This is a genomic window from Candidatus Dormiibacterota bacterium (assembly GCA_036495095.1).
Classification (GTDB): Bacteria; Chloroflexota; Dormibacteria; order Aeolococcales; family Aeolococcaceae; genus CF-96.
The window spans coordinates 43,860-69,638 of record DASXNK010000148.1 but is presented as its reverse complement, the minus strand read 5'-3'; the positions used below and the strand labels follow the sequence as shown (position 1 = coordinate 69,638).

Sequence of the window (25,779 nt, the reverse complement as noted above, 5' to 3'; positions counted from 1 at the left end):
GCCGTGCCGCCCGCATCGCGTGGTGACCGCCCCGGATTCCTCGACCGTGTCGCGGCAGGGATTGCCCCCAAGGCAGCCGCCGGAGAGGGAAAAGTGTGGCGCGCCCAGGAGGATTTGAACCCCCGCGCACGGATCCGTAGTCCGCTGCTCTATCCGGGCTGAGCTATGGGCGCGCGCTGCCACCGGCGCGGTGGGAGCGGAGTCTACACCCCCCCGACCGGGGGCCGCCCCGACCCGCCGGCGCGCCACAATCCATCGTTCCCACCATCCCCGTCACCGGAGACCGAGGTGCCCGAGACCCAGGACCTGGCCACGCAACCCTGGCTGTGCGGGCTGATCGCCTGCGCGCTGCGCCGCGACGCGCTGGCGGTGCGCGGCGTGCTCGGGGCCCGCCGGCTGAAGTGGAGCTCGGTGCCCGCGGGCCGCGCCGGCGAGGCGTGGACCTGCGTCACCGGCTCCGGCACCCTCGCCGTGGTGGTCTCCGGCCCCGGCGCCGAGGCGGCGCGCCAGGCCGCGTCGTTCTGGATGCCCCGCGCCCGGGAGGTGGTGGTCCTCGGCGCCGGCCCCGCGACCGGGCTGGTGCGCCCGCCCGCGGTGGTGCTCGACGGCGACCCGCGGCTGCGCTTCCGGGCCCGTGACGGCGGCGCCGCCGGGGTCGAGGTGGTGGACGGCCGGGTGGGGCACGTCGAGATGCCGGTCCGCTCCCCCCAGGCCTGGGAGAGCCTCGCCGGCGCCGGCTACGCGGCGGTGAGCGGCGAGCTCGACCCCTGGCGGGAGGCGGCGGCGGCGGTCGGGGGCACGGTGCTGGCCTGCCAGGGTATCCACGAGCAGATCGCGGCGCCCGAGCGGGTGCTGGTGGCCGCCCACCGCGACGACCGCGGCTGGGCGCGGCTGGAGAGCATGGTCCAGCCCGGTGTCCGCAGGGCTCGTGAGGTGGCGTCCGGGGTGACCGTCGACGCCGCGCGCTGCGCCGTGGCGGCGGTCCTCGGCCCCGCCTGAGCGGGCCCGGGGGGAGGAGCGTCCCCCCGCGGGGTGGGAGCCCCTCCCCTGCCAGGCGCCCGACCAGGCCACCCTCACGACCACCGCCGGGGCGCGTGCACGCAACTGGCCTCTGCCCCCATGATGGGTCGCAGACGACCCGCGGAGGCCAGCTGCGCGTCAGCTCGCCGGCAGCGCGGACGATCTCGGAGGACGGAGATGCCGGTCACCGGACGTACGACCTCGGAGCAGGTCACCGCCACATCGGACCTCGCCACCGTCGGCGAGCTCGCGAAGCAGCTGCGGGTGGACGGCATCCGGGCGAGCACGAAGGCGGGGTCCGGCCATCCCACCTCGGGGATGTCGGCCTCCGACCTGATCGCGGTGCTGGCGGCGCGTCACCTGCGCTACGACTGGTCGAACCCCAAGTCGCCCGCCAACGACCACCTGATCTTCTCGAAGGGCCACGCCTCGCCGCTCAACTACGCGCTCTTCAAGGCGGTCGGCGTGATCTCCGACGAGGAGCTGATGACCTACCGCGAGTTCGGCTCGCCGCTGCAGGGGCATCCCACGCCGGTGCTGCCCTGGGTCGACGTGGCCACCGGCTCGCTCGGCCAGGGCCTGCCGATCGCGGTCGGCGTCGCCCTCGCCGGCAAGTACCTCGACAAGCTCCCGTACCACGTGTGGGTGCTCTGCGGCGACAGCGAGCTCGCCGAGGGCTCGATCTGGGAGGCGTTCGACAAGGCCTCCCACTACGGGCTCAACAACCTGACCGCGATCTGCGACATCAACCGCCTCGGCCAGCGCGGGCCCACCGAGTACGAGTGGGAGATGGACGTCTACCAGGCCCGGGTGGAGGCCTTCGGCTGCCGCGCGATCGTCATCGACGGCCACGACATCGAGCAGGTCGACCGGGCCCTGGAGGAGGCGCGCGCCGAGCGCGACCGGCCGGTGGCCATCCTCGCCCGGACCAAGAAGGGGTCCGGCTTCAGCGAGGTCGAGAACAAGGACGACTGGCACGGCAAGGCGCTGCCGCCGGACATGGCGGAGCGCGCCATCAAGGAGCTGGGCGGCATCCGCCACCTGACCATCGCCAACAACCCGCCCGAGCCCGGCACGCCGACGACCGCAAGGGGCGGGACGGTGAAGCTCCCGACCTACGAGCTGGGCACCAAGGTGGCCACCCGCCGTGCCTACGGCGACGCGCTCGCCGCCCTCGGCGCCCGCCCCGACGTGGTGGTCCTCGACGCCGAGGTGAGCAACTCCACCTACGCCGAGTCGTTCAAGAAGGAGCATCCCGAGCGCTTCTTCGAGATGTGGATCGCCGAGCAGCAGCTGGTCGCGTCGGCGGTCGGCATGAGCGTGCGCGGATACGTCCCCTTCGCCTCCACCTTCGCCGCGTTCTTCACCCGCGCCTACGACTTCATCCGGATGGCCAGCATCTCCGAGGCCGACATCCGGCTGAGCGGTTCCCACGCCGGCGTCGAGATCGGCGCCGACGGGCCCTCGCAGATGGCGCTCGAGGACCTCGCGATGATCCGCGCGGTGCGCGGCTCGACGGTCCTCTACCCCTCCGACGCCAACGCGGCGTCGAAGCTGGTCGGGCTGATGGCCGACACCGCCGGCATCGTCTACATGCGCACCACCCGGGGTGCCTACCCGGTGATCTACGGGCCCGACGAGACCTTCAGGGTCGGCGGCTCGAGGGTGGTGCTGGAGCACGACGAGGACAGCGTCGCGCTGATCGGCGCCGGGGTCACCCTCCACCTCTGCCTCGACGCCGCGGCCGAGCTCGAGAAGGCCGGGATCAACGTCCGGGTCATCGACCTCTACTCGGTGAAGCCGGTCGACGTGGCCACCCTGCGCGAGGCCGCGCGGGTCACCGGTGGCCGGCTGCTGACGGTCGAGGACCACCACCCCGAGGGCGGCCTCGGCAGCGCCGTCCTCGAGGCCCTCGCCGGGGACGCGCAGCCGCCGCGCGTGGTCCAGCTCGCAGTCCGGACCCTGCCGACGTCGGGCACCCCCGCCGAGCTGCTGGGGGCGGCCGGGATCGACGCCCCCGCGATCGTGGCGGCGGCGAGGAGACTGGCCGGGAAGGACTGACCCGGCGGGAGGAGGCGGGGTGCGACCCGCCTCCTCCCCGGTCAGAGCGGCCGGCGGGACAACCTGAGACCATATCGGGATGGACCGCAACCCTCTTCACGCGCTCACAGAGCACGGCCAGAGCGTCTGGCTGGACTTCATCAGCCGTGAGCTGGTGACCACCGATCAGCTGACCAGGCTCATCTCCGACGACGCCGTCACCGGGATGACCAGCAACCCGACCATCTTCCAGAAGGCGATCGCCGAGGGCGACCGGTACGACGCGCAGCTGCGCGAGCTGGTGAGCGCCGGAGTGACGTCCCCCGACGACCTCTTCGTCGAGCTGGCGGTCTCCGACATCCGCCACGCCGCCGACACCCTGCGCGCCATCCACGACCGCACCGGGGGCGGCGACGGATTCGTCAGCCTGGAGGTCGCCCCCGACCTCGCCGACGACACCGAGGGGACGATCGCGGCGGCGAGGTTCCTGTGGGACAGGGTCGACCGTCCCAATCTGATGATCAAGGTGCCCGCGACCCCCGCGGGTATCCCCGCGATCGAGCAGCTGATCGCCGACGGTCTGAACATCAACGTCACCCTGATCTTCGCGCTCGGTGCCTACGAGACCGTCGCCGAGGCCTACATCCGCGGCCTCGAACGCCGCGCCGCCGACAGCCTCCCCGTCGGCAACCGCTCGGTGGCGTCGTTCTTCGTGAGCCGCGTCGACACCGCCGTCGACCGGCTGCTGGAGGAGCGCCTGAAGCAGCGGCCCGACGACGCCGAGCTGCGCTCGCTGCTGGGCAGGGCGGCGATCGCGAACGCGAAGCTCGCCTACGAGCGGTTCGAGCAGATCTTCCGTGGCGAGCGCTTCGCCGGCCTGCTCGCCCAGGGCGCCGCGGTGCAGCGGCCGCTGTGGGCGAGCACCAGCTCCAAGAACCCCGCGTATCGCGACGTCTATTACGTCGAGGAGCTGATCGGCCCCGACACCGTCGACACCATGCCGCTCGAGACCATCCATGCGTTCGCCGACCACGGCGTGGTCCGTGGCGACACGGTGCGCGAGGACTACGCCGGTGCCCACCGCGTCATCGAGCGGCTGCGCACCGCCGGCATCGAGATCGACGCCGTCACCCAGCAGCTGCTCGAGGCCGGCGTCAAGCAGTTCGCCGACTCCTACAGCGAGCTGATCACCGGCATCGCCGAGAAGGTCGACGCCCTCCACGGCGGCCAGGTGGCCACCCCGGCACGCTGATGGAGGTCGGAACCAGGACGCCAGCGCAGACCAACCCGCTGCGCGAGGGGCTGCGGCTGGAACGCACCCCGCAGCCGTGTGCGCTGGTGATCTTCGGCGCCACCGGCGACCTCACCCGGCGCAAGCTGGTGCCCGCCCTCTACGCGCTCGGCGTCCAGGGCCTGCTGCCCGGCGGCTTCACCGTGGTGGGGGCGGGGCGCACGCCGCTGACCGACGAGGAGTTCCGCACCGCGATGCGCGAGGCGGTCGAGCGCTTCGGCCGCTTCCCGGTCACCGACACCCGGTGGGCGGCGTTCGCGGAGGGGATCCGCTACGCGTGCGTGGAGCTCGACGAGCCCGAGGGCCTGGCCCCGCTGCGCAGCGTGCTCGAGGAGGTGGACGTCGAGCGCGGCACGATGGGCAACCGCGTCTACTACCTGAGCATCCCGCCGAGCGGCATCGCCATGGTGGCGCGCCGCCTCGGCGAGGCGAGCATGACCCGGCCGCCGGCCCCGGAGGGCTTCGTGCGGCTGATCGTCGAGAAGCCGTTCGGCCGCGACCTCGCCAGCGCGCGGGCGCTCAACGAGGAGCTGCACCGGTACTTCGACGAGAGCCAGATCTATCGCATCGACCACTACCTCGGCAAGGAGACGGTGCAGAACCTGCACGTCTTCCGGTTCGCCAACGGCATCTTCGAGCCGGTGTGGAACCGGCAGTACATCGACCACGTGCAGATCACCGTCGCCGAGTCGATCGGGGTCGAGGGGCGCGGCGCCTACTACGAGGAGTCGGGCGCGCTCCGCGACATCGTCCAGAACCACATCATGCAGCTGGTGGCGCTGATCGGGATGGAGGCGCCCGCCAACTTCCAGCCCGAGACGGTGCGCGACGAGAAGGTGAAGCTGCTCCGCGCCATCCGCCCCATCCACCCCGACGACGTGCTCGAGATGACGGTGCGCGGCCAGTACGGCCCCGGCTGGGTCGAGGGCGAGCATGTTCCCGGATACCGCGAGGAGCCGGGCGTCTCCCCCACCTCGCTGCGCGAGACCTTCGTCGCCATCAAGCTCGAGATCGACAACTGGCGCTGGGCCGGCACCCCCTTCTACCTGCGCACCGGAAAGCGCCTGCCGCGACGGGCCACCGAGGTCGCCATCCAGTTCCGCAGTGTCCCCCACTCTCCCTTCGGCGGCCAGGCGGCCACCCCGTCGGGCACGCCGGCGCCGGGCTCGATCGACCCCAATCTGCTGGTGGTGCGCATCCAGCCCGACGAGGGGATCACGCTGCGCTTCAACGCCAAGGTGCCGGGCCAGGCGATGCGCATCCGCACCGTGAACATGGACTTCCTCTACGGGAGCTCGTTCCTCACCCAGTCGCCCGAGGCGTACGAGCGGCTGCTGCTCGACTGCATGCTCGGCGACGCCACCCTCTTCGCCCGCGAGGACGAGGTCGAGGAGGCCTGGCGGCTGTGCACCGCCATCCTCGACGGCTGGCGCGCCCATCCGCCGAAGGTCGATGACTTCCCCAACCACGAGGCCGGGACCTGGGGCCCGCAGGCGGCGCACGACCTGCTCGCCCGCGACGGCCGCGCCTGGCGGCGGCCCTAGCCGTGGCGGCCACCGGCGCGGGCCTGCTCCGCGCCCAGCATGTCAGCGGGCTCCACGCGGTCACCCGCGAGCTCGCCGAGATGCGCGCCTCGCTGCTGCGTGCCGGCGACGAGACCCGCAGCGTCCGGCTCTCGGTGCTCACCCTGGTGGTCGCCTGCGCCGACCGGGAGAGCGCCGAGCAGGCCGCCCAGGTGGTCGAGCGGACCGCGGCGAGCCATCCCACCCGGGCGATCGTGCTCGTCGCCGACCCGGCGGCCGCGCCCCGGATCGAGGCCGACCTCAGCCTGAGCTGCTCGGCCACCCGGGGCGAGCAGATCTGCGTCGAGCTGGTCCGGCTCGAGGTCGGCGGCGAGACCGCCCTCCACCTCCGCAGCGTGGTGAGCCCGCTGCTGCTGCCGGACGTCCCCGTTTACCTCTGGCTGGCCGGGGCACCCCCGCTCACCCAGGCGCTGAGCCCCGACGCCCTCGAGCTCTGCGAGCGGCTGGTGCTCGACAGCGACGCCTATCCCGACCCCGCCGCCACCCTGGCGACGCTGGCGCGGACGGTGGAGCGCCTCCCCTCCGTCCCTCCGATCGGCGACCTCGCCTGGAGCCGGCTCCGCCCCTGGCGGGAGCTGCTCGGCCGTGCCTTCGACACCCGCGAGCTGCGCGGCTTCGCCCGGGGGATCGAGGAGGTGGAGGTGCGCTGCGCCAGCACCCCACCGAGCGCCGAGGCGCGGCTGCTCGCCGGCTGGCTGACCTCACGCCTCGAGCGGGCGGGGTCACCCGTGCCCGCGGTGCTGCACGTCCCCGGCTACGGCAGCGCCGGCGAGGTCCTGGGGGTGGCGATCCGCGCCCGGCAGCGCGACCGGGTGGCCCGGGTGGAGATCTCCGGAGAGGGCGACCGGCGCACGACCTCGATCACCGTCGAGGGCGCGATGCGGAGCCTCTCCTCCACCTGGACCAGCGGCGCCGAGCGCCCCGGCCTGGTCGAGCTGGTGGGCACCCAGCTCGAGGAGCAGGGTGCCGACCCGGTCTACCTCGCCGCCCTGCTCGCCGCCGCCGGCCACAGGATGTGACCCCGGCGCTGCCCGGGACCGTCGAGGTCAGCGCCGACGCCGAGGCTCTCGCCGAGCGCGCCACCGAGTGGGTGGTGGCGACCCAGGCGGCGGCGATCGCGAGCGCGGGCGCGTTCAGCATCGCCCTCGCCGGCGGGAGCACGCCAAAGGCGCTGTACCAGCGGCTGGCGAGCCCTCCGCACCGTGACACCCTCGACTGGTCGCGCTGGCACGTCTACTTCGGCGACGAGCGCGCCGCCCCACCCGACCACCCCGAGAGCAACTACCGGCTCGCGCGCACGACCCTGCTCGACCACGTGCCCATCCCCCCGGGCCAGGTGCACCGCATGGAGGCGGAGCGCCCCGACCTCGATGCCGCCGCCGCCGAGTACTCGGCGCTGCTCGAGGGCGCCCTGCCCGCCGGCCCCGCGGGTGCGCCGCGGCTCGACGTGATCCTCCTCGGCATCGGCACCGACGGGCACACCGCCTCACTCTTCCCCGGCACCCCGGCCCTCGAGGTGGTCGACGCCTGGGCGACCCGGGGGCTGGCCACCTACGAGCCCTACGACCGCATCACCGTGACCTTCCCGCTGATCAACGGCGGCGCCGCCGTGGCCTTCCTGGTCAGCGGCGAGTCGAAGCGGGCCGCGCTCGCCGGGGTGGTCGCCGGCACCGTGCCCGCCGCCCGGGTGCGCCCGACCCACGGCGAGCTGCGCTGGTTCCTCGACCGGGCCGCGGCCGGCCCCGGCGGGTGAGCGCGGCGATGCAGCCGCTGGCGCCGGAGGCGGCGTCCAACGGGGGCGACGCGCTGCCGCCGCGGCTGCCCACCCGCCCCCGCGCGGAACGGCTGTGGGACGGGCACCTCAGCGCCGAATGCTCGCTGCAGGGTGGAGGGGCCCCCGCCTGCCCCGCCTGCCTGGCCGCGGCGCTCCGCCAGCTGGGCCGGGACTGAGGCGCCCTCCGCCGTGCCGGCGCAGCCGGGGCCGGAACGGCCGGTCTGAAGCGATAGTCACTTTCTAATGCTTTGTACCATCGGCGTATCCTCATTCTCTGCCGACCATCCGCACGACGTGGAGGATCAGACGTGGGAAGCGTTGCTCAGGAGATGGTGACCAGGGCCGGTCTCGATCGCGAGGTGCTCGTCGACAAGCTGGTCCGTGCCGCCGCCGCCGAGTTCACGACCTTCTACTACTACACGGTGCTCCGGGTGAACTCGATCGGCATGGAGGGAGAGGGTCTCAAGGAGATCATCGAGGACGCCCGCATCGAGGACCGCAACCACTTCGAGGCGCTGGTGCCGCGCATCTACGAGCTCGGCGGCCAGATCCCCCGGGACATCCGCGCCTTCGCCGACGTCGCCGGCTGCCCGGACGCCTACCTCCCGGACAGCATGGCCGGAAACGAGTCCGTCTCCAGCCTCCCCGGCAGCCTGAAGACGGAGATGGGTGAGTATCCGAGCCTCTCCCCGGGCGGCAACGGCGGCAAGCCGACCGGCTCGCCGAACCAGATCCACGACCTGCTCCGGGTGCTGGTCGAGGCGGAGCGCTGCGCGATCCGCACCTACACGGACATCTGCGACTACACCTTCGGCAAGGACCACCGCACCTACGCGCTCTCGCTCGCCATCCTCCACGAGGAGATCGAGCACGAGTCGTGGTTCAGCGAGTTCCTCGGCGAGGGGCCGAGCGGCCACTTCCGCCGCGCCAAGCCCGGCGACTCCCCCTTCGTGCGCGGCTTCATGAGCTCGGACCTCGGCCGCTAGGACGGGTCCTCCGCTGCGGCCACGGCCGGCACTCCCCGGGGTGCGCCGGCCGTGGTGCGCTCCCCACCGGATGGGCGGATGATGCCGCGCACCGCTTTTGCCCGGGCCCTCCCCTCCGCCGAGGTCGACCAGCGGGTCCACCGCGCCGTGGTCGAGGGCATCCCGGTGCTGCTCGCCCGCCTCAGCGACGGACAGCCGGTGGCCTTCGGCACCACCTGTCCCCACGAGGGCAACCCCCTCGACGAGGCACGGATCTGGTCGGACGAGGTCGACTGCCCATACCACCACTACACCTACGACCTCCGCACCGGCCGCAACGGCTACCCGGCGCGGGTCTTCCCCGCCGAGAGGCGGGCCTGCCTGCGCGACCTGGTCCTCTACGAGGTGGAGGAGCACGACGGCCACGTGTGGGTGGGCCCCCGACGCCGCGCCCCCGCGCCCGGGGAGCCGACCGCCGAGGGGTGACCCGGGAGCTACTGTGTGGGCCATGGCAGGACTGCGCGACAGCCGCACCGAGGCGGGGCTCCGCACCGCCTTCGCCCGCGAGGCGGCCGCCAACCGGCGCCTGCTGCACTTCGCCCGTCGCGCCGACATCGAGGGCTGGTCGGAGGCCGCGGCGGTGCTCCGCGGGCTCGCCGAGGGCTCGACCGGGCACGCCCTGGGCCTGCTCGAGATCCTCGAGGAGACCGGCGACCCGGTCAGCGGCGCCCCGATGGGCAGCACCGACGAGAACCTCCGCAACGCCCTCGGCACCGAGACCTACGAGCACGCCGAGATGTTCCCCCGCTATGCCCAGGTCGCCCGCGAGGAGGGCCTCACCGGGGTGGCCGCATGGTTCGACCTGCTCGCCGCGGCGGAGGGCGGCCACGCCCGGGCGCTGCGCCGGCAGCTGCCCCCGGGTGACGCCGCCGGCTGACGGCGGTCACGGCGCCGCCCGGCTGCAACACCGGGCCGTGTCCGCTGTCTTCTCATGTAGGGACGCGCGGCCGCCACCCCCCTGAGACGGCACTTCCTCGACGGCGCCCGACCGGGCTGCAAAGGTCGAGACGCCTCGGAAGCCCCCTCCGCTGGGTCGGAGGGACGAGCCGTCGTCAGCGCCGCGCGTCCCCCGCCCGGCCCTCCGGTCCCCGGACACGGCGATGCCGCCTCCCCGTGCGAGCCCGAGCTCGCCGGGGAGGCGGCACCCGCCGCCCGCCGCCCGTCGGCCTGTGGCCTAGGACCTGTCGTAGTACTCCTGCGAGCCGATGAAGGCCGCCATCACGTTCTCGTCGTGGACCCCGTTCTGCATCGCGTGGACCCAGTAGTTCACGTCATCGATGGAGCCGGGGCCGCGGTGGAGGAAGGTGGAGAAGTAGCCGATCACCTTGTTGTTCAGCTGCTCGGTGGAGCCGGTGAAGAAGTAGGCGACCTGGGTGCGGCTCCAGCCGTTCTGGAGGGCGTCGAGCCAGTTCTGCCTGCCCGGGGCGTCGGGGGCGCGGCCGAGGACGACGTGGTAGAGGCCGTCGACCCAGCCGCCGTCGGTGCCGCCGTGGGTGGCGTAGAACTCGTCCGAGGAGATGAACAGGGCGGCGAGCTGCTCGTCGGTGGTGCCGCCGTTCTCGAGCTGGCCCACCCAGTAGCTGACCCCGCCGGGATCGCCGCCGCGGCCGAGGTAGGTCTGGTAGGTGGCGTTCACCACGTTGGTGAGGTACTCGGTGGTGGTGGTGAAGGTGAGCGCGACCTGGCCGCGCGAGCCGCCGAAGGTGAGGAAGTTGCCGAAGTACTCGACCCCGGGGTCCTCGCCGACGCGGTGGAGCACGTCGTTGTAGGCGCGGTAGATGAAGCGGCTGAGCTGGCCCGAGTCCTTGGTGCCGGCGGTGCCGTTGCTGATCGCCACGGTCTGGCTGCAGGAGATCAGCGAGTTGGGCGAGGTGACGGTCACCTTCTTGGTGCCGACCGCGTAGCCGGCATGGATCGTCGCCGTGGCGACGCCGGCCGCGTCGGTGGCCGCCGAGGCCCCGGTGATGTTGAGTCCGGGATCCGCGGTGAAGGTCACCGGCTCGCCGGCCGCCGGCGCGGTGCCGTTGACGAAGGTGGCCGACGCCGTCGAGGTGCTGGTCCCGTCCGCGGTGAGGCCGGCCGGGGCGAACTTCAGCCCGAGGTGGGTGCAGTCCGCGTTGCTGGAGACGCTGCTCAGCGTCTGCGCCGGGGACAGCAGGTTCGGGTTCGTGCTGGTGTCGACCGCGATCAGTGACTCGCTCTTCGGGGCGGTGGCCGGCGCGACGTCCGCGGTGTAGGTTCCGCTGCCGGCGTCGGTCATCGCGACCGCGCTGGCGGGGTCGCCGTTGCGGACCAGGAAGACCTTGTCGCCGGGGACGGGGCCGGAGCTGGCGTCGGCCACGTGCGCGATGACGTGCGCCTTGGTGGTCGGGGTCGACACCTGGAGGCGGGCCGGCGCCGGGGCGTCGAGGGTGACCGAGGCGGCGGTACCGAGCTCCGTGAACTGCGCGTTCGCGGTCTGGCCGGTGCAGTTGGCGGCGAGGGTGCCGGGGCTGAAGGTCGCCCAGACGTTCTGGAGGCCCGGGGTGCTGGTCGCCCGGACCAGGACCTGGGCCTGCCCGCTGCTGCCGAGGGGCACGGTGACGGTGGCGGTGAAGGGTCCGGTCTGCGAGGCCGAGAAGGTCGCGCCGTTGTCGGCCTGCACCACCGCGGAGCCGGCTCCGATGCCGAGCAGGGCACCGCAGGCGCCGTTGCTGACGGTCACCACCGCCGTCGACACGCCGTCGGGCGGCAGCGCTGCCTTGTCGATGGCGATCGTGCCGGCGGTGGCCGCCGCCACGTGCCAGGGCACGAACAGCCGGGATCCCCCGGCGGCAAGGAGCGACACGGTGATCACACCGATCGCCGTTGTCGTTGCGGGGGTCAGGCGCTTGGTCATCACGTCCTCAGCTGAAGCAAGAGAGGGAGTCCAGAGGAGACGGGTCTCGCCCCGGAAATCCGGTTCCGTCCTCGTGGGAACGTCGAAACGCCGCAAGTTCTTGCTCCGCGATCCGCCGTCGGAGGATCTGCGACCGCGCCGTCGCAGATCCGTGACAGCGGCGGCCGGTCGGGACCTCCGTCCCGCGGCCACGATCGTTGTGCCTGCAACGACGATGCTAGGATGGGCGGGGTGGCCCGCCGTCCCGACCCCGAGCGCCTCGCCGCCTGGCGCCTGCTGCTCGAGACCCACGCCGCCGTCGTCGACCGGCTCGGGGCCGAGCTCGAGGCCGAGTGCGGCCTCCCGCTGGCCTGGTACGACGTCCTCCTCCAGCTCTCTGGCGCCCCCCAGGGGCGGCTGCGGATGCGCGACCTCGCCGACGCGGTGCTGCTCAGCCGCAGCGGGCTGACCCGGCTGGTCGACCGCATGGTGGCGGCCGGGCTGGTCTGCCGCGAGGCCCACCCCTCCGACGGACGCGGCGCCAACGCGGTGCTCACCCCGGCGGGCCGGGCGGCGCTCCGCCGCGCCGCCCCCGTCCACCTCCGCGGCATCGAGGCCCACTTCGCCCGCCACCTCTCCGGCGCCGAGGTCGGGGTCCTCCGCACCGCCCTCGACCGGGTGGTCAGCGCGGAGCGCAGGGGGCGGACCGAGTGACCGGCCCATCCGGCCTGACATGACAGCCTCGCTATAATGAAAGGCAGGAGCCACTCACTACGGAGGTGCGGCCATGAGCACGGCACCCGACCGCCGGACGGGCACCGCGACCGGCGGCCCGCTGGAGCGCGTCGACGAGGAGTTCGCCGCCCGCCACGGCACCACCGCCTCCGAGTCCTCGCTCGAGGAGGAGGAGCACCCGGAGCTCAACCCGCAGAGCCCGGGCGAGCTGGGGCACAAGATCAGGGAGGAGGCCTCCGAGGGGCGCGGCCCGATCGACAAGGCGAAGCGGGTGCTGCAGGAGCTCGACCGCGACATCTCCGGCGAGTACGAGCGCCGGGAGGATCCCGACGCACCACCGGCGAATCCCGACACCCATCACTGAGATCGCCCCTCTCCCACCGGTTCGTGCACACAATCCACAGGCTTTGCCACAGGCACAGCCCCGGCATCGCGGGTGATCAGCCCCCTCCGGGGCCCAGCGCCAGCTCCTCGACCACCGCGTACTCGGCCCCCCAGGGCGTGGGACGCGACCGGAAGAGGGCGAGCCGGTCCACCGCGAACGGCGGCAGCCCCGGCTCGCCCGCGACCGCCGCGGCCCACGCCGCCCGCGCCCCCGGCGGCCATCCCGGGCGCGGTCGCCCCAGGGTGCAGTGGGCGGAGAACGGACGGTCCTCGATCTCGAAGCCGGCGGCCCGGAGCCGCGCCTGAGCGTCGACGGCGAGGGCCGTCAGCGGCTCCAGGCCCCCGGTCACCCCGAGCCAGAGCACCCGTGGCTCGCCCCGTCGCGGGAAGCTGCCCAGCCCGCCCAGGGTCAGTGGGAAGGGCGCGGACCCGGCCGCCGCCGGGGCCACCGCGGCGACCACCTCACCCACCCGAGCCTCGTCGAGCTCGCCGAAGAAGTGGAGGGTGAGGTGGAGGCCGTCGCCGCGCACCCACCGGCAGTCGCGCCCGGGGACGGCGGCGGCGAGGTCGTGGAGCAGCTCGCCGGCCGAGCTCAGCGCGGGCTCGCGCACGGCGACGGCGAGGAAGCTGCGCACCCGCGCTCCGGCTAGGGTCGCGGGGTGAAGCCCGTCCCCGCCCCCGAGGGGGCCGGCGCCGCCGGGCTGGCCGTCGCCGCGCCCGGCGCCGGCTTCGACGGGGCGCACGGCTGGAGTCCGACGTCGAGCAGCACCCGCAGCCGGCTCGCCTGGCAGTCCTCCTGGATCGCCTGGAAGATGGCGGCGGCGAACCAGGGCGGGCGCTCCCGCACCGTGTAGGGACGGGGCGCGGCCACCAGGATGCGGTGGAGGCTGCGGGAGGTCGCGGTCTGGCCGTCGAGGCGGAGGATCTCGTAGCCGGCGTCGTCGCGGATCGGGTCCGACACCCGCCCGCCCGGCGCCGCCTTCACCGCGGCCACGAACCCGGCGTCGGAGGCGCTCAGCTGGGCGAGGTTGAGGGCGCCGAGGTCGCCGCCCCTCGGCCGCGAGCGCTCGTCGTCGGAGAGCTGCTGCGCAAGGGTCTCGAACTGGGCGCCCGCCGCCAGCCGGGCCTCGATGTCGGCGGCGCGCTGGGAGGCGAACAGGTCCTGGAGCCGCTCCTCGTTCAGGCGGGAGCGGACGGCGTCGCGGAGCTGGTCGAGGCTGCCGCCGGCCTCGGCGAGCTGGCGCCCCAGCTGCGCGTCCCCCCCGGCGGCACGGGCGTCCGCCGCCAGCTCGGCGGCGACGTCGGCGTCGGTGGCGGCCCTGTGGCGGTAGCCCGCCTCCTCGGCGATGACCCGGTCGACGATCAGGCTCTCCATCACCCGCCGCTTCACCCCCGCGAGGAACGCCGGGTAGGGTGCGTCGCCCGGCTGCGGGGCTCCGCCGGCCTGGCGGATGGCGGTGAGCGCGCTGTTCAGGCGGATGTCGAACAGGGCGGCGGGGATGCCGGTCCCGGCGACCTCGGCCACCGGGCCGCGCGGAGGGGTGGTGCTGCCCCGGCCCAGCAGCTGGGTGGTGGCGACCACACCGGCGGCGACGGCGGCGAGCACCACCGGGACGAGCACCATGAGGCGGCGGCGCCGCCGGGGTGGAGAGGCCATCGGGCGGCATGGTAGCGGCCCGCGCCGCCGCGGCTACCGGCGGGCGGTGTGGCGAACCGCCGGACGCGTGGCCGTCCAGACCGCCGCCAGGCCGACGAGCACGGCGCCGGCGGCGATGGCGTCGAAGAGCGGCACCAGGTGGGACACCAGCCCGTAGACCAGGGTCCCCAGCGGCTGCAACCCGGCGAAGGTGGTGGTGTAGAGCCCCAGCAGCCGCCCCCGGAGGGCCGGGTCGGTGTCGGTCTGCAGCAGGGTGCTCATCGACGTGTTCATCGCCAGGAAGCCGAAGCTGATCGCCACCAGCGCGGGCAGCGCCAGCGCCAGGCTGTGTGACCGGGTGAGGGTCACCAGCCCGGCGGCGTAGACCACCCCTCCGGCGCCGAGCATCCACACCCGCGCGGCGGGCCGCCCGCGGCGGGCGATGAGCAGGCCGGCGGCGAGGCCGCCCACCCCCCCGGTGCTGTAGAGGAGACCGAGCTCGGCGCCGCCGCCGTGCAGCGAGGTGCTGGCGAACACCGGCAGGTACGGCATGTACGACACCCCGAAGAAGGAGAGCGCCGCGGCGCAGATCACCACACAGCGCACCAGCGGGTCCCGGGCGGCCGCGGCCATGCCGGCGCGGAGGCCGCGACCCACCCCGGTCTCGGAGTGGACCCGGGGCGGGATGTCGGGCACGAGGGTGAGCAGCACCGCGATCGGCACCAGGTAGGCGAGTGCCAGCACCAGGAAGCAGTACCCCGGTCCCACGCTCACCAGGAGCTGGCCGGCGAGGGCGGGGCCGATGATCCGGCAGGTGCTCATCGCCACCGAGCCGAGGGCCACGGCGCTCACCACCAGGTCGCGCTCGACGAGGTCGGCGACCAGCGCCTGGCGGCTGGGGAGGTCGACCGCGTCGGCGGCGCCGAAGATCAGCGCCACCGCGATCACCGAGCCGAGCGAGGCACGCCCGGTCAGCGCCAGCACCGCCAGCGCGCCGCTGCTGACGCCGAGCACCGTCTGGGTGACGAGCAGGATCCGGCGGCGGCTGATGCGGTCGGCGACCGCGCCTCCGACCAGGGAGAGCGCCACCGCGGGAACCCCGTCGGCGGCGGCGACGATGCCCACCGCGGTCTGGCTGTGGGTGAGCTGGTACACGAAGTAGCCGAGGGCGACGATCTGCATCCAGGTGCCGATCAGCACCGGCCACTGCGCCAGCCAGTACCAGCGGAAGGGACGGACCCGCAGCACCGGGGGCAGCACGCCCCGCCGCGACGTGGGCGCGGGCGGCTGGCAGGCGTCCATGCACCGATGATCCCAGATCGTCCGAAGACGTCGAGAATCGCCGTCGTCGCAGACGCTCTAAATCACGGAAACCTCCGGCTCGCCGTCGCCGGCGGTGAAGCGCTCCGGAGAGTAGGGGGTGAGGTCGATCTCCGGGCTGCCGCCGAGCAGCCGCTCGGCGAGCAGGTGGCCGATCGCCGGGCCGTGCATGAAGCCGTGGCCGCTGAATCCGCAGCAGAGCCACAGCCCCGGCCGCCCCGGCGCCTCGCCGACGATGCCCTGGTGGTCGGGCGACATCTCGTAGAGGCCGGCCCAGCCGGTGCGGATGGCGGTGCGCTCGAGCGCGGGCAGCCGCCAGGTGGCGTGCTCGATGAGGTGCTCGAGGAAGTCCCAGGCGACGCTGGTGTCGAAGGAGGCGGGCTCGTCGGGGTCGCTCATCCCCAGCAGCAGGCCGTCGCCCTCGGGATGGAGGTAGAACGAGGTGTGGAAGTCGACGGTCATCGGCACCGGCCGGCTGAGCGCGAAGGTCTCGGTGAGGAAGATGTGGCGGCGGAAGGGGGTCACCGGCACCGCCGACCCGGCGAGGCGGGCCACCTCCGCGGCATGGGGGCCGGCGCAGTCGACCACCAGCGGGGTGGCCACCCGGCCGCGGGTGGTGCGCACCGCCGCCACCGCGTCGCCCTCGAGGTCGATCCCGGTGACCGCGATGTCCTCGAGCACCGTGGCGCCGTGGCGGCGGGCGGCGGCGGCGTAGCCAAGGGTCACCTCGTTGGGCCCGGCGAGCCCGTCGGTGGGGCACCAGGTGGCGGCGACCAGGTCGCCGGCGCGCAGCTCGGGCACCAGCTCGAGGGCGCCGGCGACGTCGAGCAGCTCGACCTCGCCCAGCCCGGCGGCGCGCTGGACCTCGACGTTGCGGGCGAACTGCGCGGCCTCGGCCTCGGTGCTGGCGAGCAGGAGGTAGCCGATCTGGCGCAGCTCGGCGGAGACGCCGATCTCCTCGGGGAAGCGCTCCAGCATCGCCCGGCTCAGCCGGCTGACGCGCACGTTCACCGCGGTGGAGAACTGCTGGCGCACCCCGCCGGCGCAGCGCCCGGTGGAGCCGCCGCCGAGCTCGCCCCGCTCCAGCAGCAGCGGCCGCATCCCGCCGCGGGCGAGGTGGTAGGCGAGCGAGCACCCCACCACCCCCCCACCGATGATCACGCAGCCGGCGGTGGCGGGAAGCTCGCCGGAGCTCACGTCGGGGGGGCTCCCCCCGGGCCGCCCGCGGGCAGCGCCTCCTGGCCGGCGGCCCGGGTCCCCGGGTGGCCACCGTCCTCGGCCGGGGGACGGCCGTCGAGGAAGGCGCCGAGCAGCTCCAGCTGACGGCGCACGTAGGCCTCGTTCCAGCCGTGGCCGGCGTCCTCGACCAGGGCCAGCCGGCAGCGCTCCCAGCCCCGGGTCAGCAGCCGCAGCCCCTCGCTGTCGACGATCCTGTCGCCGGCGGCGGCGATGAGCAGCACCGGCTCGGGATGCGCCGCCACCAGCCCGGCGTCGTGGACCCGCAGCCCGTCGCGCAGCCACTCCCGCGACGCCCGCGGGTGGGCGCGGCACTGGTTGGCGAAGTTCACCTCGGCGGAGCGCCGGTCGACGTCCGCGCCCTCGACCATCAGCCGCTTGTAGAGGTCGCTGACCACCCGCCGCCGGCTCAGCCAGATGACGCCGTCGAAGAGCCCGGGCGCGGTCATCGCCGCCACCTGGACGTGGAAGCGGCGGCGCACCAGCTCGGGGGCGAGCAGCGGGGTGTGGAGCAGCATCCGCCCCACCTGTCCCGGCCGCCGCCGCGCCATCGCGCAGGCCACCGGCGACCCCAGGCAGAGCCCGCCGAGCTCGAAGCGCCCCAGCTCGAGGTGGTCGATCAGCGGCTCGACCGCGGCGGCGATCGCCGCCGAGGTGTGCCGCCCCGGCAGCGGCGACGACGCCCCGCACCCGGGCAGGTCGGGCACCACCAGGGTGCGCCGGGTGGAGAGCTCGTCGAACCAGGTCTCGAAGTTCTCGGCCGACCCGAGGAACCCGTGCATCAGGACCAGCGCAGGCCCCGTCCCCCCGATGAGGTAGCGCAGCCGGCGCCCGCCGGTGTCGAGGAACCGTTCCTGCATAGCGCGGCATTGTGGGGCCAGGCGAACCCCTACGTGTCGATCTGCGCCCGCTGCAGCCTGCCGCTGTAGTCGACGTAGATGCTCTTCCACTCGCTGAACTGATCGAGCGCCACCGTGCCGGCCTCGCGGTGGCCGTTGCCGGTGTTCTTGATCCCCCCGAAGGGGAGCTGGATCTCGGCGCCGATGGTCGGTGCGTTGACGTACACGATGCCGGCCTCGAGCTCGTTGATCGCCCGGAAGCCGGTCCGGAGGTCGGTGGTGTAGAGCGAGAGGCTGAGCCCGTAGCCGGTGCCGTTGGCGACCTCCAGGGCCTGGTCGAGCGAGTCCACCGGGATCACCGCGGTGGTGGGGCCGAAGATCTCCTCCTGGGCGATGCGCATCCCGGGGGCGACGCCGGCGAACACCGTGGGGCGGTAGAAGCAGCCGCGGGCGAGCTCGTCCTCGCGGGCCACCTCGCCGCCGAGCAGCAGCTGCGCGCCCTCGCTGAGCCCGACCTCGGTGTAGCCGTGGATGCGCGCGAGCTGGCTCGGGTTGATGACCGGGCCGACGTCGACGCCCTCGACCAGGCCGTCGCCGAGGCGCAGGCGGGAGGCGCGGCCGACCAGCGCGTCGGTGAAGTCGGCGAGGCGGCGGCGGTGGACGATCAGCCGCGAGGAGGCGGTGCAGCGCTGGCCGCTGGTGCCGAATGCGCCCCAGAGGGCGCCGTCGACGGCGAGCTCGACGTCGGCGTCGTCCATGACCACGATGGCGTTCTTGCCGCCGAGCTCGAGCGAGCAGCGCTTCAGCATCCCGCCGCAGACCTCGGCGATGTGGCGGCCGGTGGGGACGCTGCCGGTGAACGAGACCGCGGCGATCCCGGGGTGGCGCACCAGCGCCTCGCCGGCCTCGGGGCCCAGGCCGAACACGATGTTGACGACTCCGGCAGGAACTCCGGCCTCCTCGAGGATCTCGACCAGCCGCAGGGCGCAGAGCGGGGTGTCCTCGGCGGGCTTGAACACCGCCGTGTTCCCCGCCAGCAGCGCGGGGAAGAGCTTCCAGGTGGGGATGGCCACGGGGAAGTTCCAGGGAGTGATGATCGCGACCACGCCGAGCGGCTGGCGCATCGTCATCGCCCACTTGTCGCGCAGCTCGCTGGGCACGGTCTGGCCGAAGGGACGCCGGGCCTCGCCGGCGATGAACTTGGCCATGTCGACGCCCTCCTGGACGTCGCCGCGGGCCTCGACCAGCACCTTGCCCATCTCGCGGGTCATCAGCCGCGCCATCTCCTCCTTCCGCGCCTCGAGGAGCAGCCCGGCGCGCAGGATGATCTCGCCGCGGGCGGGCCAGGGCGTCGCCCTCCAGGCGGCCTGCGCCGCCGCCGCCGCCGCCACCGCGGCGTCGACCTCGGCGGCGCCGCTGCGGGGGAAGACGCCGATCACCTCGTCGCGGCGGGCGGGGTTCAGCGACTCGAACACCTCGTCGCCGGCGGCCTCGACGGAGCCGCCGCCGATGTGGTTGCCGAACCGCTCCGCGGCGGGGGTCATCGTCCGGGGACTCCCCCGTTCCCCCCTGCGCAGGACCCGAGCGCCAGCTCGAGGATCTCCAGGCCCTGGTCGAGCTCCGCCTCCGGGATGGTGAGCGGCGGGATCAGCCGGATGACGTTGTCGTCGCTGCCGCAGCTGAGCAGCAGCAGGCCATGGCGCAGCGACTCCTCGCGGATCCGGGCGACCAGCTCCGGATCGGGGGCGCCCTCCGCGGTGGTGAACTCCAGGCCGATCATCAGCCCCAGGCCGCGGACGTCGGAGAGGCGCGGGGCGATCGCCGGCCACCCCCGGGCCCGCTCCAGCACGGCGTCGCCGAGCCGCGCCGAGCGCTCCACCAGGCCCTCCGAGCGGATCGTCCGGATCACCGCCACCGCGGCGGAGCAGGCCACCGGGTTGCCACCGTAGGTGGTTCCGTGGTCGCCGGGGTGCCAGGCGCTCATCACCTCGCGGGTGGCCACCATGGCCGCCACCGGCATGCCGTTGCCCAGCCCCTTGGCCAGGCACATGATGTCCGGCTGGGTGCCGGTGTGCTCGACCGCGAAGAACCGGCCGGTCCGAGCGAAGCCGGTCTGCACCTCGTCGGCGACGAGCAGGATGCCGTGGCGATCGCAGAGCCGCCGCAGGCCGGGCAGGAAGCCGTCCGGGGGCACCACGTAGCCGCCCTCGCCGAGCACCGGCTCGACCACCACGGCGGCGACGTCGCCAGGGTCGACGGTGGTGGCGAGGAGGCGCTCGATCTCGGCCACCGCGCTCTCGCCCTCACCCTCGCCGGGATAGGGGACGTGGTGGACGCCGGGGAGCAGCGGGCCCATCCCGGCGTGGTACTTGGCCTTCGAGGCGGTGAGGCTGAGCGCCCCGTAGGTGCGGCCGTGGAAGGCCCCGAGGAACGCGATCACGTCGCTGCGGCGGGTCGCCTTGCGGGCCAGCTTGATCGCCGCCTCCACCGCCTCGGCGCCGCTGTTGCAGAGGAAGACCGACTCGAGGCCGCCCGGGGCCACCGCGGCGATCTCCTCCGCCGCCTCGATCATCGGGAGTGTGTGTGCGGTGACCGAGGTGTGGAGGACGCGGTCGACCTGGGCGTGGACCGCGGCCTGGACCGCGGGATGGCCGTGCCCCAGGTTGGTGACCCCGATGCCGCACCCGAAGTCGAGGACGTCGCGGCCGTCGACGGTGTGGAGGTGGGCGCCCTGGGCGCGCTCGACCACCAGGTCGCTGTAGCGGCTGTAGCAGGTGGCGACATGGGCGGCGTCGCGCTCGCGCCACCGCGCCGCCAGGCCCGGCCCGGGCTGCTCGATCTGGGTCACAGGTGATCTCCGAAGGGCCGCGGCCGGTGGGGCAGGGGCACGGCCCGGCCCCGCCCTGAGAGTACCGCCCGAACCGGGGACCAGATCGGCCGATGCTGAAATATCACCCATCAGTTGATTGACATTCCCCCTTCCCGGCGCGTATCCCAGGGTTGGCGTGCCAGGCTTACGGAAACGTCACGCATCAGCAGAGTTGCCGGCGCGACCAGACGCGGGCCGCCGGCCGGTCAGAGGAGATCCGATGGAACGCATCACGGCCCGAGTCCTGCCGGCACTCGGCATCGTCTCCCTCGCCGCGCTCGCCGCCTGCGGGACCTCCACCACCGGCGGCGGTGGCGGCAACGGCGGCAGCGGGCCGCTCAGCGCGTGCGTGGGTCAGGTGACGGTCGCCAGCGACCTGCCCACCAGCGGCGGCGACGCCTCGATCGGCGGTGGCACCGAGAAGGGCGCCAAGCTCGCCGTCGACCAGGCCAACGCCGCCAAGCTGCTCGGCGGCTGCACCATCAACTACATCGCCAAGGACGACTCCTCGGTGGCGAAGGGCAAGCACGACCCCCAGCAGGGCGCCCAGAACGTGACCGCGCTGGTCGCCAACCAGGCGGTGGTGGGCATCGTCGGGCCCTTCAACTCGAGCGTCGCCGTCGCCGAGCTGCCGATCACCAACAAGGCCGGCGTGGCCCAGATCAGCCCGTCGAACACCGACCCCGGGCTGACCATCGCCGGCACCGACCCGGACATCGACACCGCGTCGCTGAAGCCGACCGGGAAGACCACCTACTTCCGGGTGATCTCGAACGACGTGGTCCAGGCCCAGGTGATGGCGCAGGTCGCCTCCAAGGAGCTGAACCTCAAGAAGGTCTATGACATCGACGACCAGGAGACCTACGGCAAGGACCTCTCCAACTACTTCGACCAGGACTTCACCAAGCTCGGCGGCACCGTGGTCAAGCGGGTGTCGCTGCCCGGTGACACCAAGGACTTCCGGGCCCAGATCACCGAGGCGCAGGGCCTGGGCGCGGACTCCGTCTTCTTCGGCGGGGTCGCCTCCAACGGCTCGGGCATCCTCAAGAAGCAGATGGCCGACGCCGGCCTCACCGCCCAGTTCCTGAGCGGTGACGGCACCGTCGATCCGCAGTTCTTCGTGGACTCCGGCGCCCAGGGTGACGGCGCCCAGGCGTCGAGCGCGCCCGACACCACCAAGCTGGCCAGCGCTCAGCAGTTCATCACCCAGTACAAGCAGCGCTACGGACAGGACGTCGTCGCCTACTCGACCTACGGGTACGACTGCATGAACATCCTGCTCCAGGCGATTCACGACGTCCTCGTCGGCAACGGCGCAAAGATCCCCGCCGATCCCGCCGCCTTCCGCACCAGCGTGATCGCGAAGATCCAGGGCATCGACTACAAGGGCACCATCGGGGAGACCAGGTTCGACGCCAACGGGGACACCCTCAATCACCAGTTCAGCGTGTACAAGGCCACCGGCGGCAAGTGGGTGGGCCGGGAGACCGTCTCCCCCTCTGCGAGCTGAGGGCGGTACGCTGATGCACCGGCGGGAGAGCGGGATTGGCCCCGCTCTCCCCGCCCGGCTTTGTGGCAGCCCGGGCGAGGGGGGCGCGCCGGGAGGATGACGGTGGACAGTCCGGGAGAGGTGCGGGGGGCGTTGCCGCTCGCCCGCCGGCGGTCTCTGATCCGCGGCGGCCGCCTCGCCGAGATGAGCAGCCAGGCGTTCCCGATCGTGCTGATCGGCGCCCTGGTGCTGATGATCATCGACGTCGCGGTGCGCAGCGGCGTCTCGGTGGCGGGCTCGCAGCTGGTGAACGGGATCACCAAGGGCGCGATCTTCGCCCTGATCGCGGTCGGCTACACCATGGTCTACGGGATCATCGAGCTGATCAACTTCGCCCACGGCGACGTCTTCACCCTCAGCGCGGTGTACGGCAAGGAGATCGGGCGCGGGCTCAGCTGGATCGGCATGAGCCTGTGGGGCGTCAGCCTCGGCTCGCTGGCGACCCGCGGCCCGCTGGGGCTGGCCGTGGTCCTGCTGATCCTCTTCCCCCTCACCATGGCCGCAACCGGCATCACCGGGGTGCTGATCGAGCGGGTCGCCTACCGGCGGCTCCGCGACGCGCCCCGCCTGGCACCGCTGATCACCGCGGTCGGGGTCTCGTTCATCCTCGAGGGGTCGATGCTGGTCACCCAGGGAAGCAGCAACGTGCGCACCGACAAGGACGGCTGGATCCACGGCATCGCCTTCACCGCCGGCGGCGTCGACGTGCACTGGGCCGACCTCTTCGTGGTGGGGATGGCGCTGCTGATGATGTTCGTCCTGCAGGCGTTCATCCGCGCCACCCGCCTGGGCAAGGCGATGCGCGCCACCGCCCAGGACCGCGACGCCGCCCTGCTCAGCGGCGTCAACATCAACCGCACCATCGCCGCCACCTTCTTCATCGGCTCGGCGCTGGCCGCCGCGGGCGGGCTGATCTACAGCATCTTCTTCGACTCGGTGGTCTGGAACCTCGGCTTCGGCTTCGGCATCATCGCCTTCACCGCCGCGGTTCTCGGCGGCATCGGCAACATCGTCGGCGCCGGCCTGGGCGGCTTCCTCATCGGCCTGATCTACGTCTTCGGCGGACAGATCACCTCCGGCCAGTGGAGCAACTCGATCGTCTTCACGATGCTCATCGTGGTGCTCACCTTCCGCCCCGTGGGGCTGCTCGGCATGCGGGTGCCCGACCGTGCCTGAGCAGGTGGCCGGCCGCGCCGCCGTCGACGTCGACCTCCCCACCACCGCCGCCGAGACCCGCGAGCAGGAGTCCTCCTCGGTGTACTGGCTGCTGGTGATCAGCGGCCTGGTCATGCTCGTCGCCGGCTGGCTGCTCCCCTGGTTCGTCGAGCCCACCGCCAACGGCATCGGCGCCAGCCCCATGGACGCGGTCGCCTCACCGCCTCGGGGGATCGGCAGCCTGCTCGTCTACCTGATGGGGCTGTCGCTGCTGGGGCTGCTCGCCGGCGCCGTCCACGACGCCGTGTGCCTGCGGCTGGGACGGGGCCGCGCCTACCGCTGGGCCCGGCAGCGCGCCATCCTCGCCGCGGCGGGGATGGTCTGCACCGTCGCGATCTGGTACCTGATCGCCCGGCGCCGCGAGGAGGCGCTCTTCGGCGAGCTCAGCCCCCTCGCCCTCACCGACAACGCGGTGTGGCTGACCCTGACCGGGTTCGCGCTCTGCTGCCTCGCCTACGGCTTCCGCCGGCCGATCTTCGCCCGCAGCGGCCTGACCCTCGCCGCCGTCACCCTGGTGATCGGGGCGCTGGTGCCGCTGATCTTCAGGCAGTCGACCGAGTTCATCAGCTGGGCGGCGGGGGCGGCGGCGATCTACACCCTGCTCGCCCTCGGCCTCAACGTGGTGGTCGGGTTCGCCGGGCTGCTCGACCTCGGCTACGCCGCCTTCTTCGCCATCGGCGCCTACACCTGCGCCTCGCTCAACTCCTCGCGCCACGGCGACGTGCTCCACCTCCCGTTCTGGCCCTACCCCTTCTGGGTGATCCTCTTCATCGGCGCGGCGGTGGCGGCGCTCGCCGGCGCCCTGCTGGGCGCGCCCACGCTGCGACTGCGCGGCGACTACCTGGCCATCGTCACTCTCGGCTTCGGCGAGATCATCCCCGACGCCGTCAACAACAACTTCCTGGGCCAGACCGGCGGCCCCAACGGCATCACCGGGATCCACCATCCCAGCCTGTTCGGCCACGACTTCGGCATCGATCCGCGTCCCTACTACTACGCGCTGCTGGTGCTCATCGCCGTGATCATCGTGGTGCTGCGCAACCTGGAGCGATCACGCATCGGCCGGGCCTGGGTGGCGATCCGCGAGGACGAGGTGGCGGCCAGCGCCACCGGAATCAACACCGTCAGCACCAAGCTGCTCGCCTTCGCCATCGGCGCCGCGGTGAGCGGGTTCGCGGGCGCCTTCTACGGCGCCGAGCTGGGCATCGTCTCGCCCGACGACTTCCAGTTCGCGGTGTCGGTGACGGCGCTGAGCACCGTGGTTCTGGGCGGGATCGGCAGCATCACCGGCGCCGCCGTGGGCGGCCTGCTGATCAGCTTCATCATCTTCTGGATCCTCCCCCACGCCCAGGAGTGGTCGATGACATTCGGCACCACCACCGGCTTCACCGCCCTCTCGAGCGTCGACTACAGCAAGTACGTCTACGTCGCCTACGGGGTGATCCTGGTCAGCATCATGCTGCTGCGCCCCGCCGGGCTCATCCCCAGCCGGGCGCGCAAGGTGGAGCTGCAGGCGGGCGTCGAGTCCGAGCCGCTGGCGGCGGTGCGGGGGCGGGCATGACCGAGCCGGTGCTGCTCGAGGTCGACCAGGTGGTCAAGCGCTTCGGCGGCCTCTTCGCGGTGAACGGGGTCTCGTTCGAGGTGGAGCGCCAGGCGATCGTCTCGATGATCGGCCCCAACGGGGCGGGCAAGACCACCGCCTTCAACTGCATCACCGGGCTGTACCCGGTCGACGGCGGTGACATCCGGTTCAACGGGGCGAGCATCGTCGGGCTGCCCCCGCACCGGATCGCCCGGCTGGGCATCACCCGCACCTTCCAGAACATCCGCCTCTTCGCGTACATGACCGCGGTCGACAACGTCATGGTCGGCGAGCACTGCCGAATGCGCGCCGGGGTGTGGGACGCGATGCTGCGCACCCCGCGGGCTCGCCGCGAGGAGCGCGCCGTCGAGCAGCGGGCGCTGGCCACGCTCCGCCGGCTCGGGCTCGACCAGTACGCCGACGTCTACGCGCGCAACCTCCCCTACGGCCTGCAGCGCCGCCTGGAGATCGCCCGGGCCCTCGCCAGCGGGCCCAGCCTGCTCCTCCTCGACGAGCCCGCCGCCGGGCTCAACCCGCAGGAGAAGGTGGAGCTGATGGGGGTGATCTCGCAGCTCCGCGACGACGGCCTGACCATCTTCCTCATCGAGCACGACATGCGGGTGGTGATGGAGGTCAGCGACCGCATCGTCGTCCTCGACCACGGCGAGCGGATCGCCGAGGGAGCCCCGGCCGAGGTGCGCTCCGACCCCCGGGTGGTCGAGGCCTACCTGGGCAGCGGCGCCGCCGAGCGGATGCGCACCACCGCATGACCCAGACCGCCACCCCACCCGAGCCGCCCGCCGCCGCGGCGCCGGCGGCCCAGC

24 protein-coding genes and 1 tRNA gene are annotated in these 25,779 nt (G+C 73.2%); 16 read left to right on the top strand and 9 right to left on the bottom strand.

Annotated elements, in window-relative coordinates; translation table 11 throughout:
* Positions 1-96: 96 nt before the first annotated feature.
* Positions 97-173, bottom strand: a tRNA-Arg gene (locus VGL20_15520).
* A gap of 115 nt (positions 174-288) precedes the next feature.
* On the opposite strand from VGL20_15520, the gene VGL20_15515 reads away from it, so the two are divergent.
* The 10 genes from VGL20_15515 (at position 289) to VGL20_15470 (ending at position 9,610) form a co-directional block, all read left to right on the top strand.
* A complete protein-coding gene (locus VGL20_15515) occupies positions 289-999 on the top strand; it encodes a hypothetical protein (GenBank protein ID HEY2705091.1) in 711 nt (236 codons plus the stop codon).
* A gap of 198 nt (positions 1,000-1,197) precedes the next feature.
* Positions 1,198-3,081 (top strand): transketolase, encoded by a 1,884-nt coding sequence (locus VGL20_15510; protein HEY2705090.1) that lies wholly within the window; start codon positions 1,198-1,200, stop codon positions 3,079-3,081.
* 79 nt (positions 3,082-3,160) lie between these two features.
* Complete coding sequence (gene tal / locus VGL20_15505) at positions 3,161-4,312, top strand: transaldolase (protein HEY2705089.1); 1,152 nt, start codon at positions 3,161-3,163, stop codon at positions 4,310-4,312.
* On the top strand, positions 4,312-5,895 hold the full coding sequence (gene zwf / locus VGL20_15500) for a glucose-6-phosphate dehydrogenase (protein ID HEY2705088.1): 1,584 nt from the start codon (positions 4,312-4,314) through the stop codon (positions 5,893-5,895). Before tal ends, zwf begins: the two co-directional genes overlap by 1 nt.
* Before the next feature lie 2 nt (positions 5,896-5,897).
* On the top strand, positions 5,898-6,953 hold the full coding sequence (locus tag VGL20_15495) for a glucose-6-phosphate dehydrogenase assembly protein OpcA (protein HEY2705087.1): 1,056 nt from the start codon (positions 5,898-5,900) through the stop codon (positions 6,951-6,953).
* Positions 6,950-7,687, top strand: a complete 738-nt coding sequence (gene pgl / locus VGL20_15490; protein HEY2705086.1) for a 6-phosphogluconolactonase — start codon at positions 6,950-6,952, stop codon at positions 7,685-7,687. Before VGL20_15495 ends, pgl begins: the two co-directional genes overlap by 4 nt.
* Before the next feature lie 8 nt (positions 7,688-7,695).
* The gene (locus VGL20_15485) at positions 7,696-7,884 is read left to right on the top strand and encodes a hypothetical protein (protein ID HEY2705085.1); all 189 of its coding nucleotides are present in this window, start codon (positions 7,696-7,698) and stop codon (positions 7,882-7,884) included.
* A gap of 132 nt (positions 7,885-8,016) precedes the next feature.
* A complete protein-coding gene (locus tag VGL20_15480; protein ID HEY2705084.1) occupies positions 8,017-8,694 on the top strand; it encodes a ferritin-like domain-containing protein in 678 nt (225 codons plus the stop codon).
* An 81-nt stretch (positions 8,695-8,775) separates the two neighbouring features.
* The gene (locus tag VGL20_15475; GenBank protein HEY2705083.1) at positions 8,776-9,159 is read left to right on the top strand and encodes a Rieske (2Fe-2S) protein; all 384 of its coding nucleotides are present in this window, start codon (positions 8,776-8,778) and stop codon (positions 9,157-9,159) included.
* Between the two features lie 22 nt (positions 9,160-9,181).
* Positions 9,182-9,610, top strand: a complete 429-nt coding sequence (locus VGL20_15470; protein ID HEY2705082.1) for a rubrerythrin family protein — start codon at positions 9,182-9,184, stop codon at positions 9,608-9,610.
* A 297-nt stretch (positions 9,611-9,907) separates the two neighbouring features.
* On the opposite strand, the gene VGL20_15465 is transcribed toward VGL20_15470, so the two are convergent.
* Positions 9,908-11,611 (bottom strand): DUF4214 domain-containing protein, encoded by a 1,704-nt coding sequence (locus VGL20_15465; GenBank protein ID HEY2705081.1) that lies wholly within the window; start codon positions 11,609-11,611, stop codon positions 9,908-9,910.
* A gap of 222 nt (positions 11,612-11,833) precedes the next feature.
* On the opposite strand from VGL20_15465, the gene VGL20_15460 reads away from it, so the two are divergent.
* A complete protein-coding gene (locus VGL20_15460) occupies positions 11,834-12,304 on the top strand; it encodes a MarR family transcriptional regulator (GenBank protein ID HEY2705080.1) in 471 nt (156 codons plus the stop codon).
* A gap of 73 nt (positions 12,305-12,377) precedes the next feature.
* A complete protein-coding gene (locus VGL20_15455) occupies positions 12,378-12,689 on the top strand; it encodes a hypothetical protein (GenBank protein HEY2705079.1) in 312 nt (103 codons plus the stop codon).
* 76 nt (positions 12,690-12,765) lie between these two features.
* Here the strand turns inward: VGL20_15455 and thpR are convergent, their stop codons facing one another.
* Genes thpR through VGL20_15420 form a run of 7 tightly spaced genes read right to left on the bottom strand, consistent with a single transcriptional unit; the run spans position 12,766 to position 20,588 of the window.
* Positions 12,766-13,344 (bottom strand): RNA 2',3'-cyclic phosphodiesterase, encoded by a 579-nt coding sequence (thpR, locus tag VGL20_15450; protein HEY2705078.1) that lies wholly within the window; start codon positions 13,342-13,344, stop codon positions 12,766-12,768.
* 11 nt (positions 13,345-13,355) lie between these two features.
* A complete protein-coding gene (locus VGL20_15445) occupies positions 13,356-14,366 on the bottom strand; it encodes a peptidylprolyl isomerase (GenBank protein HEY2705077.1) in 1,011 nt (336 codons plus the stop codon).
* A gap of 33 nt (positions 14,367-14,399) precedes the next feature.
* A complete protein-coding gene (locus VGL20_15440) occupies positions 14,400-15,647 on the bottom strand; it encodes an MFS transporter (GenBank protein ID HEY2705076.1) in 1,248 nt (415 codons plus the stop codon).
* A 57-nt stretch (positions 15,648-15,704) separates the two neighbouring features.
* Complete coding sequence (locus tag VGL20_15435; protein HEY2705075.1) at positions 15,705-16,862, bottom strand: FAD-binding oxidoreductase; 1,158 nt, start codon at positions 16,860-16,862, stop codon at positions 15,705-15,707.
* Positions 16,859-17,761 (bottom strand): alpha/beta fold hydrolase, encoded by a 903-nt coding sequence (locus tag VGL20_15430; protein ID HEY2705074.1) that lies wholly within the window; start codon positions 17,759-17,761, stop codon positions 16,859-16,861. Before VGL20_15430 ends, VGL20_15435 begins: the two co-directional genes overlap by 4 nt.
* A gap of 29 nt (positions 17,762-17,790) precedes the next feature.
* Positions 17,791-19,284 (bottom strand): aldehyde dehydrogenase family protein, encoded by a 1,494-nt coding sequence (locus VGL20_15425; GenBank protein ID HEY2705073.1) that lies wholly within the window; start codon positions 19,282-19,284, stop codon positions 17,791-17,793.
* A complete protein-coding gene (locus tag VGL20_15420) occupies positions 19,281-20,588 on the bottom strand; it encodes an aminotransferase class III-fold pyridoxal phosphate-dependent enzyme (GenBank protein HEY2705072.1) in 1,308 nt (435 codons plus the stop codon). The genes VGL20_15425 and VGL20_15420 overlap by 4 nt, the downstream gene beginning before the upstream one ends.
* Positions 20,589-20,829: 241 nt before the next feature.
* Here VGL20_15420 and VGL20_15415 point away from each other — a divergent pair, with 241 nt between their 5' ends.
* The 4 genes from VGL20_15415 (at position 20,830) to VGL20_15400 (ending at position 25,725) form a co-directional block, all read left to right on the top strand.
* Positions 20,830-22,119 carry a branched-chain amino acid ABC transporter substrate-binding protein gene (locus VGL20_15415; GenBank protein ID HEY2705071.1) on the top strand — a complete coding sequence of 430 codons (1,290 nt, stop codon included), beginning with the start codon at positions 20,830-20,832 and terminating at the stop codon, positions 22,117-22,119.
* Between the two features lie 102 nt (positions 22,120-22,221).
* Positions 22,222-23,334: a branched-chain amino acid ABC transporter permease gene (locus tag VGL20_15410; protein HEY2705070.1), complete on the top strand. Its 1,113-nt coding sequence runs from the start codon at positions 22,222-22,224 to the stop codon at positions 23,332-23,334.
* Positions 23,327-24,934, top strand: coding sequence for a branched-chain amino acid ABC transporter permease (locus VGL20_15405; protein HEY2705069.1), 1,608 nt, complete (start codon positions 23,327-23,329; stop codon positions 24,932-24,934). The genes VGL20_15410 and VGL20_15405 overlap by 8 nt, the downstream gene beginning before the upstream one ends.
* The gene (locus VGL20_15400) at positions 24,931-25,725 is read left to right on the top strand and encodes an ABC transporter ATP-binding protein (protein HEY2705068.1); all 795 of its coding nucleotides are present in this window, start codon (positions 24,931-24,933) and stop codon (positions 25,723-25,725) included. The genes VGL20_15405 and VGL20_15400 overlap by 4 nt, the downstream gene beginning before the upstream one ends.
* The last annotated feature ends 54 nt before the right edge of the window (positions 25,726-25,779 follow it).